We start from the raw sequence: 10516 nt of genomic DNA, 5'->3' as shown, positions 1-10516 counted from the left end.
AAAACCGAGCCGCGACCGTAAGGGAGTGGATAGCGTTCTTAGTGAGTAACAATCAAATACACTTTATGACCAGGGACAGCGCTGCGGCCCGTCCCTACACAGTGTCTCTCTTTACGGTCGTTGCTTGGTTTGTACTGTACAAAACCGAGCCGCGACCGTAAGGGAGTGGATAGCGTTCTTAGTGAGTAACAATCAAATACACTTTATGACCAGGGACAGCGCTGCGGCTCGTCCCTACACAGTGTCTCTCTTTACGGTCGTTGCTTGGTTTGTACTGTACAAAACCGAGCCGCGACCGTAAGGGAGTGGATAGCAATCTTACTGAGTAAAAATCAACTCTATCTTACCTGTAAATCACCACTTGAGCCTCTAAATAAAGGCTCTAGCTCAATATCCGAAGAAGATTTTTCTTTATTACTTTCGCTTTCTTTAAATAAGCGGGGACTGGATTTAGGCATCTTTTTCAAGGAATCAGGATTTTCCAAGAATCCTTGAAACTCATTTTCATTAAAAGTGAGTATCTCGTCTTTTTTAGGCTTGAAATTCAAGTCTATGAGAAAATGCGTTGCAATAGCTAATCCTATTACTGCACCAACAACTGCAAAACCGATCCCCATGGGGAAAAACACAAAACTTGCGAAAACAATCGCTGGGGCTAAGGACTCAATCAGTATTGAACGGACGAGTTGCATGGATTGATAGGTAACCATTTTCTGTTGATATTCTGTCTCAGCGTCAAGTCGTTTAATCTCTAAAAAGAATAACCGTTTCTCGTCTTCACTGAGTGAGTCCTTTATCATTTCAAATTCATCAATTTTTGCATTCAACTCTTCCCTTGCTTCTCTTGCACTCTTTTTGGCTTTATAAATTTCCATGCCACCCTTAACGGCATTATAAATCACGGTGAAAGCCAGACAGAGTACTGCTCCAACTATACCAGTGGCCAATAGTGCAGGACCAGCCATGGGAATGAAGGGCATGGTTAGTATGAAAAAGGCTGCCAATAGACTAATCGCATAAATTAGGTTGATGATTAAGCTTCTTTTTTTAGTGGCCCATTCTCTGATGCATTTGTCTTGTTCCTTTAGCACACTTTTTCGTTTCATTTCAATTTGGAAGATTTGCTGAGCTAGTTTATTATCCTTACCTAACCGTTTCGTTAGCAAATGCCGCAATTGATGTAAGCCTGCGTAGTGCTCTTGAAGATGTTGATCTCTTTGTCGATCAGATATATACGTTGCAACCTCTCTTTGAAGCTCTTCTTCTTCGACGATTTCCTCAGAAAGCTTTTTTCTCTTACCTAACCTATTCGTTAGCAAGGGCCTTAATTGATATAAGCCTGCTTGCTGCTCTCGACTATTTTGACCTCTTGGCCGAGGAGATACAAACGTTGAAATCTCTTCTTTAAGAGTTTTATCTAAAGCAGCAGCTTCTTGAAGAAGATCGCTAAGTTCGTCATCCAATTTATCAAGTTCATCGTTGTAATCGTTTAATTGCTTTTCATGCTTGGTGCTTTCTTCTGCAAGTTCCCAAATGGCAAGAGAGACATCAAAAGCCAGTAGCACAACAGTTAATAAATCGCCCCAAGGTCCCAAAGAAGCTCCAGTTAACCAGAAAAAACAAAGCAAATTGCCTGTTGCCCAAACTGAGTCGTTAAGCAAAGCAAATTTGCGTTTATCCCATTGGGTACGGAATCGTTCTGTCCAAGTTTGCTTCTTCTCGTCTGGAGTTAACCAATCTCCCCTAATGGTGCCCTTCAGTAAAAGAGTTAAATTAATTGAAAAGCGAAAATAATAGAGAGCCCAGCTAAGAGTTCCTGTGTAAGGATCAGGGGCCTTGATGACAGTCGTAGCTTGAGTCACATTGAAAAAATCAGTCGGTAATGCAGCCAATAAAGTTTTCAAGAGACTAGAGCACCAAACCCAATACAGACGTTTTTCATTGAAAGCGCCCATGTACGCTTTGATGTTTTTGGTGACTTCTTGGTGATCGACCATTTCGACCATGGATTCAGCAAATTCTTTTCCTAGAAAAATGCTGAGGTACTTTACAGGGTATCCATCTGAGGCAATTGGCATTGAGTAATTGTGATTATCTATCCCAGTTCTATTTAATACGATCGTATCAATGAGAGCGATGCATTTACGTTTGTGTTCTTCATATTTTTTTTGGTTGTCAAAATTTCTTTGATTGAGTTCATATTCTTGCTGAGCAAGTAAAAGCAAATAGGCGATTCTCAGGGCATGGAGTTGATGATCCAATTCAATTTCATTATTAATGTACTTAATTAGAGTGACATCCGTTTCATCTAAAATAGAGAGGTAATAGCTTAAGGGTGTAAGAAAATCGCCACCATTGAGTAATTTATTGTGCTTGAGTAGATTTTTTGCGCTTTCTTCTGGGCTAAGTTGTACATTAACGCCATTCTCTTCTATCTCTAAAAAAGATCTCAGAATTAAGCTACTTGTTGCCATAATATCACCTCTGTACCAATATTTTTGGTGACAACCTATATAAATAATACTATAAAAAGTTACATTGTTCTTTTTTATAACATATTTTTTTATTTGAAGACAATTGCTGAGGGCTTGGTTTTACAGTATTGAAACTAAAATTTGCGTGAATTTTCCGCTCCCTTACAGTCGCGGCTCGGTTTTTTTGGGGGTATATCCGTTCCCTTACCGTCTGCTCAGTTGATTGGGATTTACACTGAGTCCACCGAGCCGCGACCGTGAGGGAGCGGTTAATGAATTAGACCTACAATCCAGTAGGAAAAGAATCGAACTCAAACTTCAACCAAATTCTCTTTCTTCCGCAAGTACATGTCATCAAAACGTTGAATATCGTCTTCCCCTAAATACTGACCACTTTGCACCTCAATGACGTACAAAGGCTCATTACCTGGGTTTGACAAACGATGTAGAGTATTCGGCGGAATGTAAGTGGATTGGTTTTTAGAGAGATAAATCGTATCGCGAGCGTTGATCACCTCGGCTTCTCCAGCAACAACAACCCAATGCTCTGCTCGATGTTGATGTTTTTGCAGAGATATTTTCGCTCCTGGTTTCAACATGAGGCGTTTCACTTTGAAGGAAGCACCTTCAGCAAGAATTTCGAAGTATCCCCAAGGTCTTGGAACACGTTGATGATCTTGTGTAAGGTGATGATGATCTTTTTTTAGAGCAGCTACCAGCTCTTTCACTTGTTGAGAATATTGTTTATTTGCAACTAACACAGCATCATTGGTTGCAATGATGATCTGATCTTTAATGCCAACCGTAGTTACTAAGAGATTTTCACTATTGATTAAACAATTCTGGCTGTCCTGTGCGATTGCATTGCCAATGATGGTATTCCCTTGTTCATCCTGGGAGTTGGCATCAGCCACTGCGTTCCAACAACCCAAATCACTCCATTGCATAGCAACAGGAATAACCACCGCCTTATTGGTTTTTTCCATGATGGCATAATCAATGGATTCGTCAGGGCATTGTGTGAATGAGTTTTCATCAATGCGCAAAAAATCATGGTGTCCTTGAGCTTTGTTCGTCGCTTCTTGGCTATGCTGATATATCTCTGGGGCAAATGTTCTCAATTCCTGCAGATAAACACCAGCCTTGCAAACAAACATCCCGCTGTTCCAAAAGTAATTGCCACTATTAACGAATTCTTCGGCTGAATGAAGATCAGGTTTTTCTCTAAAACTAGAGACTTTAAACGTGCTTGGTGACAAAGTCGCTCCTGCCTCGATGTAGCCATACCCAGTGTGTGCGCTGTCTGGTTTAATGCCAAAAGTAACAATAGCATCATGATCCGAAGCGTATTCCACACCCGATGACATCGCTTCAAGCCAGGAATCATCGTTCGCTATCCAGTGATCTGAGGGAAGCACCAACATGACCGCTTGCTCTCCACCTTGCTGACAAAGATAATGGGCGGCGCACGCAATAGCTGGGGCTGTATTTCTTGCACAAGGTTCTAATAAGTAGGTACTAGGAGCGCTAAACTCTTGCAATTGCTCTTGACATAGAAAGTAATGATCTTCGTTACTGACTAGGATTACTTGTTCATTAGCTAAGCGGTTTACTCGGTTCATGGTTTGCTGAATTAACGACAGATTTCCATTTAATTTTAGAAATTGTTTGGGAAAATTTTTGCGAGATAAGGGCCAAAGTCGTGTGCCTGAGCCCCCCGCTAAAATAACAGGATAAAGAGTTGTCGTCATCACATTCCAGATTGTGTCATAATTGGCCTGCATTTTAACCTTATTATTAATGAGCAGGCAATATTTGGATTTATGGGGTAGTTATACAATGAAAAAGGCAGTGGTATTACTTTCAGGCGGTTTGGATTCAACGACGTGTTTGGCTTTGGCTAAATCAAAGGGGTTTGCTTGTTATGCCTTAAGCTTTTCCTATGGTCAAAGGCACTCAACTGAATTGAAAGCAGCCGCCCGAATTGCAAAACAGATGGACGTTATCGAACATAAAATCGTTAACCTAGACACGGGCTTATTTGGTGGTTCCGCTTTAACTGATCAGGCAATAGATGTTCCAGAGTTTAAAGAAAGTATGGATATTCCAGTGACCTATGTTCCAGCTAGAAACACCATTTTTTTAGCGATGGCTTTAGGGTATGCAGAGTCCATCGCTGCGAGGGATATCTATATCGGTGCAAGCTCGGTTGATTATTCTCATTATCCTGATTGTAGACCCGAATTTATCCATGCTTTTGAGACTTTAGCTAATCTTGCAACGAAAGCAGGCATCGAAGGCGATCTGTTTAGTATTCATGCGCCTTTGCAGCACTTGAGTAAGGTACAAACCATTCAATTAGGTGCCCAGTTAAACGTTGATTACAGCATGACTGTGTCTTGTTACCAGGCCAATGATGCAGGGGAAGCTTGCGGGAGTTGTGACAGTTGTACCTTTAGAAAACGAGGGTTTTTAGGGGCAGGAGTAGTTGACCCAACGAAATATCGACATGACTGATCAATATTCTATCATTTAAATTTCATGGTGCTATAATCGCTTCATTTTATTTTAGGGGTTATTGATATGTGGGAGATGTTCAATAAGTGGTTTAATCGCAACAAGGGCTATTTGGCAACTGTGTTCATCATTTCTGCGCTTACTGGTATCGCCGTGGCTTTATTAGCACTATTTTGTCCCCCTGTTTTGGCTGTATTTGCAGGCATCAGTGTATTGGGCTGGACACCTTTGGCCTTTTTAAGCTCATTGAATGTGTATTTGGCATCCGTTTCGCTCAGCAGCATCCTCACAGGATGCGCTTTTGTAGTGGCAACGGGTGGTGCAGTGGTTGTTAAGCAGTTAATCAATATTGCAAGTCATTTGTACGATTTATTCACTTCAAAAGAAACAGTGCCCCATAATCTCCATCCCAATTTAGCGGAATTTATTCGTGCCCATTTAGAATCGGGTAAAAGCGATGAATTAGATGATGAAGAAGATTATTATGATGAATTTAATGGCTATGATTCTTCTCAATCTTCAATGGTTGAAGAGCCAGTCACAACTCCTATAATGGACGTGCGTGATCATGATCATACTTCGAACTCAGGAAGGAGTCTGACGGGTTGATCAATTTACAAAACCCCTGTAAGTACAATATTTGCGCTAATTAACTCTATATTAATCAATGTGTTTAATTCAAATCTGCTATTTTCGAATTTGTTACATTTGTTTGAGCATTTATGTTTCACATTTTGCAATTTGATTGCTACAATCCGCAGCGATTTATAACCTTGGAGTATTAGTAATGACATTTAAAGAGATTATGAAAAAAGTGTTTTCTGCGCCAGCTGACGCGTTTGAATTCATCAACAGAGCATTGTTCGGTTACAGTCAAACTGGAATCAATAAAGTCTCAGGAAATAAAGAAACAGTAAACAAACCAGGTTTGATCACTTTAATTTTAGGTCTGACAAACTGGTTATTGACAGGTATTTCAAATTTTGTGTCTAATCACAAGCAAGCAATTGCTACTGCTTTCTGGGCTTCATTGGCTGTTGCAGGTGCTGCTGCTTTAACCGTTGCTCTATGGCCTGCTGCTTTAGCCGCTGTTACTGGATTCACCGTATTTGGTGTATCAATCGCTGCAGTTGTAGGTACTGGATTTGTTGCCCAAGTTGCTGCTACAGCGGGTGTTGCTGCTGCTTTAACCAGTGCTGCAGTTTATGTAGGTGATGCTATCGTTACTGGCGTGAAAGCAATTATCGGTTGTTTCTGCAAGCCAAAAGAGTCAAAAGGCGGTAAGGGTAAAGATACACGTGTTGAGCAACAGGATGACGAATATGAGACAAATGAGAGATCTACCAATACAGGATCACCACGCAAACTCTCAGCGTTAGGGTCACAGAGTGAGCTAGACACAAGATACTCTAAACCTTTTTCTTATACTCCTCCTACTCAGACAGCTCCATTATTTCAACAAGCTCAACCAAAAACTGGATCAAAACAACCAGTTGTTACTGAAGAGCAAATACATTCTTTGACAAGCTCAAACTAATTAGTCCTTTTTGTCCAAAACGCGGCTTAAGCCGCGTTTTTTATTCCCCCCAGCGTTTCACTAACTCATTTTCCAACGAAAACAAATCGAGCACTCTTCCAACGGTGTCATTGACGATGTCATCAATGCTTTGTGGTTTATTATAAAAAGCAGGGACTGGCGGGCAAATAATGCCACCCATTTGCGTGATGGTGACCATATTATTAAGATGGTTAAGATGAAGAGGGGTTTCTCGTGGAAGTAAAACCAATCGTCGGCGTTCTTTGAGCACCACATCTGCAGCTCGAGATACTAAAGAACTACTGATTCCATGCGCAATTTCACCTAATGTTTTCATGGAACAAGGCGCTATGATCATGCCCATGGTTTTAAAAGAACCGCTTGCGATGGATGCGGTTAAATCAGAGCATCGATGATACACATCGGCCAATGCTTTAAGCTCAGTCAAACTCAGATCAGTTTCGTAGGCACGGGTCAATTGTCCCGCTTTGCTAACCACCAAATGGGTTTCAATAGGCATCTTGCGTAAGGCTTCCAGAAGCCGAATTCCATAAATGATTCCAGATGAGCCACTTATTCCTATAATGATTCGTTGTTTGTTTGTCATATGCTATAGTCACTTAAGTTATAAAACGCAGGCATTTGCCTTGTCTTTGCGTTATAATCGCGCAATTTAGATCTCAATGAGTATTTTACAGCTATGACTACAGAACGCAAAATGTTGGTGACCAGTGCACTGCCCTATGCCAATGGGCATTTGCATTTAGGGCATTTGGTGGAGCACATTCAAACCGACGTCTGGGTACGTACCCACAAAATGTTAGGTGTTGAATGCATTAGTGTTTGCGGAGATGACGCGCATGGTACGCCAATCATGCTTAAAGCCGAACAATTGGGCATTACTCCAGAAGCACTCACTGCAGAGATAAAATTAAGTCACGAGAGTGACTTCAACGCATTTGCCATTGATTACGACAGTTATCACACCACCCACTCTCCTGAAAATGAAGCATTGGCTGGCTGTATTTATGAAAAGCTACAAGCCAATGGTGATATTGTTAAAAAAACAATTCGTCAGTTGTATGATCCAGAAAAGAACATGTTTTTACCAGACAGGTACGTAAAAGGAACTTGTCCAAAATGCCGTACTCCTGATCAATATGGAGATAATTGTGAATCTTGTGGCGCTACTTATTCGCCAGCGGAATTAATTGATCCGGTCTCAGTCATTTCGGGGGCTAAGCCAGTAGAAAAAGAATCTGAACATTATTTTTTTGATTTACCGCGATATGAAGACCTATTAAAGAAGTGGACCACGAATGGGCATTTGCAAACAGAGGTGACCAACAAGTTAAACGAATGGTTTGCTGCCGGATTAAAACAATGGGATATTTCCCGAGACGCACCCTATTTTGGGTTTCCAATCCCAGGATTAAAAGACAAGTATTTTTACGTATGGCTTGATGCTCCCATAGGGTACATGGCGAGCTTTAAAAAATACTGTGCTGACAAAGGCCTCTCCTTTGATGAGTTTTGGGACAAAGACTCTAAAACGGAGCTTTATCACTTTGTGGGCAAGGACATTGTGTATTTTCATGCGCTCTTTTGGCCAGCCATGTTGGCTGCCAGTGGGCATAGAACTCCAACTGCAGTCTATACCCACGGCTTTTTAACCGTAGAAGGCCAAAAAATGTCTAAATCGCGTGGTACCTTTATTGAAGCGCGTACCTATTTAGCTCATTTACATCCTGAATATCTACGTTATTACTTTGCTGCTAAATTAAATGGGCGAGTGGATGATTTGGATTTGAATTTTGAAGACTTTACCAATCGAGTGAATGCTGACTTAGTGGGGAAAGTGGTAAACATCGCCAGTCGTTGTGCAGGATTTATTAACAAGCGTTTTGACAATCGCTTGAGTCGAACTTTAAGCGAACCAAAGCTGTATGAGGAACTGCTTGCAGTTCGAGAATCAGTGATTGAGTCTTTTGTTTCGCGAGATTATGCTCGCGCAATTCGGCAAATCATGGAGTGTGCGGATAAAGTCAATCAATACATTGATGCCAATAAGCCATGGGTCTTGGCTAAAGACGACTCTCGTCTTGATGAGGTTCATGCCATTTGCACCATGGGGATTAATTTATTTCGTGTGTTGATGACTTATTTGAAGCCTGTATTACCGATGATGACAGCCTCAGTGGAGCGATTTTTAAATTGTCAGCCTTTAACCTGGTCAAGCATTGATAAGCCATTAGTGAATCATCAAATAGAAGCGTTTCAACCTCTCATGGTTCGAGTTGAAAAAGAAAAAATTGACGCAATGTTGGCTGCAAGCAAGGAGTCTTTAGTCAAAACACCAACGACAAGCAACCCTATTGAGCAACAAGAGGACTATATAAGCATTGATGATTTTGCCAAAGTGGATTTGCGAATTGCTAAAATCGTCAAAGCTGAACCAGTAGAAGGGGCAGATAAGCTATTGCGACTGACCTTGGATATAGGTGAGAAGCAAAAGCAAGTGTTTGCTGGAATCAAAAGTGCTTATGCTCCAGAAGACCTTGTAGGACGCCTAACCGTGATGGTAGCCAATTTGGCTCCAAGGACAATGCGCTTTGGAGTGTCTGAGGGAATGGTATTAGCTGCCGGTGATGGAAAAGGCCTATTTTTATTACAACCCGATGAAGGAGCATTGCCTGGCATGAAGGTGAAATAATGGCCTCAGTCAAAGACATTGATGCTTTATTACCGCAGACTCAATGTAAAGAATGTGGATTTCCAGGTTGTTTGCCTTATGCAGAAGCGTTAGCTCAGGGCACGGCTGCAATTAACAAGTGTCCTCCGGGTGGTGTTGAGACCGTCAAGGCTTTGGGGGAGCTTTTAAACATTGATTCAACCCCTTACCTTAGCGAAGCGATAGTCAATACGCGCGCCCCTTCAGTAGCCAGAATAATCGAGGAAGACTGTATCGGATGCACTAAATGCATCAAAGCTTGTCCGGTGGATGCCATTGTTGGTAGTGCGAAGTTGATGCATTCTGTTATTGCGCACGAGTGCACGGGATGTGGACTTTGTGTAGAACCCTGTCCTGTGGATTGCATTGAGATGGTGTCATTACCCTCCACTGAGTACGACAAGGATTTAGCTCGACAACGTTATAAAGCCAAGCAAATTCGCCTTTTGCGTGATGAGCATGAGCAACAACAATTGTATCGAGAAAAAAGCAAGCTTGTTGCAAGCGCTCAAGATAAAGAAGCAAAGCAGCGATACATTTTGCAAGCGTTAGAACGTGCCAAAGCGAAAAGAAAGACATGAAGAAACAAACGTATCAAGAATTATTCCAACGCTTTAAAGCACAAAACCCTCATCCAACCACAGAGTTAATCTACAGTACTCCTTTTGAACTATTGATTGCTGTGATGTTGTCTGCCCAAGCAACGGACGTCAGTGTCAACAAAGCCACTGACAAATTGTTTAAGGTAGCCAACACGGCCCAAGGAATTTTGGATTTAGGCATCGACGCTTTAAAGACTTACATCAAATCCATTGGTTTATACAATAGCAAGGCCCAAAACGTTATCAAGACCTGCGAAATCTTACTGAATCAATATCATGGAGAAGTACCTGAGCAGCGAGAAGCACTGGAAGCTCTTCCAGGGGTAGGGAGAAAAACCGCTAATGTTGTTTTAAATACAGCCTTTGGCCAACCAACCATGGCAGTCGACACGCATATTTTTAGAGTGTCTAATCGAATAGGACTTGCAAAAGGTAAAACACCATTGGAGGTTGAAAAGGGCTTATTAAAGAATATTCCTCCTGACTATTTACAAGATGCACATCATTGGTTGATTTTGCATGGTCGTTATGTTTGTACAGCTCGCAATCCACATTGTTCTGGTTGTTTAATTAGGGATCTTTGTGAGTTTGACAAAAAGAATTTATAAATCCTAAGTTGATCCCCTAGTAATTCCATATATTTACCCATACAATA

9 protein-coding genes are annotated in these 10516 nt (G+C 41.4%); 6 read left to right on the top strand and 3 right to left on the bottom strand.

The window, feature by feature from the left end; all coding sequences use genetic code 11:
- Positions 1 to 338: 338 nt before the first annotated feature.
- Complete coding sequence (locus tag Lwal_RS10525) at positions 339 to 2474, bottom strand: hypothetical protein (RefSeq protein ID WP_058480754.1); 2136 nt, start codon at positions 2472 to 2474, stop codon at positions 339 to 341.
- Positions 2475 to 2785: 311 nt separating this feature from the next.
- Complete coding sequence (locus tag Lwal_RS10520) at positions 2786 to 4225, bottom strand: mannose-1-phosphate guanylyltransferase/mannose-6-phosphate isomerase (protein WP_058481001.1); 1440 nt, start codon at positions 4223 to 4225, stop codon at positions 2786 to 2788.
- A gap of 88 nt (positions 4226 to 4313) precedes the next feature.
- Here Lwal_RS10520 and queC point away from each other — a divergent pair, with 88 nt between their 5' ends.
- From queC to Lwal_RS18045, 3 genes are all read left to right on the top strand, one after another.
- The gene (gene queC, locus Lwal_RS10515) at positions 4314 to 4991 is read left to right on the top strand and encodes a 7-cyano-7-deazaguanine synthase QueC (protein WP_058480753.1); all 678 of its coding nucleotides are present in this window, start codon (positions 4314 to 4316) and stop codon (positions 4989 to 4991) included.
- Positions 4992 to 5057: 66 nt separating this feature from the next.
- Complete coding sequence (locus Lwal_RS10510; protein ID WP_058480752.1) at positions 5058 to 5600, top strand: hypothetical protein; 543 nt, start codon at positions 5058 to 5060, stop codon at positions 5598 to 5600.
- A gap of 178 nt (positions 5601 to 5778) precedes the next feature.
- Positions 5779 to 6528: a hypothetical protein gene (locus Lwal_RS18045; protein ID WP_058480751.1), complete on the top strand. Its 750-nt coding sequence runs from the start codon at positions 5779 to 5781 to the stop codon at positions 6526 to 6528.
- A 40-nt stretch (positions 6529 to 6568) separates the two neighbouring features.
- Here the strand turns inward: Lwal_RS18045 and Lwal_RS10500 are convergent, their stop codons facing one another.
- Positions 6569 to 7135, bottom strand: coding sequence for a UbiX family flavin prenyltransferase (locus Lwal_RS10500; protein WP_058480750.1), 567 nt, complete (start codon positions 7133 to 7135; stop codon positions 6569 to 6571).
- A 93-nt stretch (positions 7136 to 7228) separates the two neighbouring features.
- Here Lwal_RS10500 and metG point away from each other — a divergent pair, with 93 nt between their 5' ends.
- The 3 genes from metG to nth are packed head-to-tail and all read left to right on the top strand — an operon-like array spanning position 7229 to position 10469.
- On the top strand, positions 7229 to 9241 hold the full coding sequence (metG, locus tag Lwal_RS10495; RefSeq protein ID WP_058480749.1) for a methionine--tRNA ligase: 2013 nt from the start codon (positions 7229 to 7231) through the stop codon (positions 9239 to 9241).
- A complete protein-coding gene (locus Lwal_RS10490) occupies positions 9241 to 9840 on the top strand; it encodes an RnfABCDGE type electron transport complex subunit B (protein WP_058480748.1) in 600 nt (199 codons plus the stop codon). The genes metG and Lwal_RS10490 overlap by 1 nt, the downstream gene beginning before the upstream one ends.
- Positions 9837 to 10469 carry an endonuclease III gene (gene nth / locus Lwal_RS10485; protein WP_058480747.1) on the top strand — a complete coding sequence of 211 codons (633 nt, stop codon included), beginning with the start codon at positions 9837 to 9839 and terminating at the stop codon, positions 10467 to 10469. The genes Lwal_RS10490 and nth overlap by 4 nt, the downstream gene beginning before the upstream one ends.
- Positions 10470 to 10516: the final 47 nt, after the last annotated feature.

Source organism: Legionella waltersii, assembly GCF_001468085.1.
Classification (GTDB): Bacteria; Pseudomonadota; Gammaproteobacteria; order Legionellales; family Legionellaceae; genus Legionella; species Legionella waltersii.
This window is presented reverse-complemented; position numbering and strand designations above follow the sequence as displayed.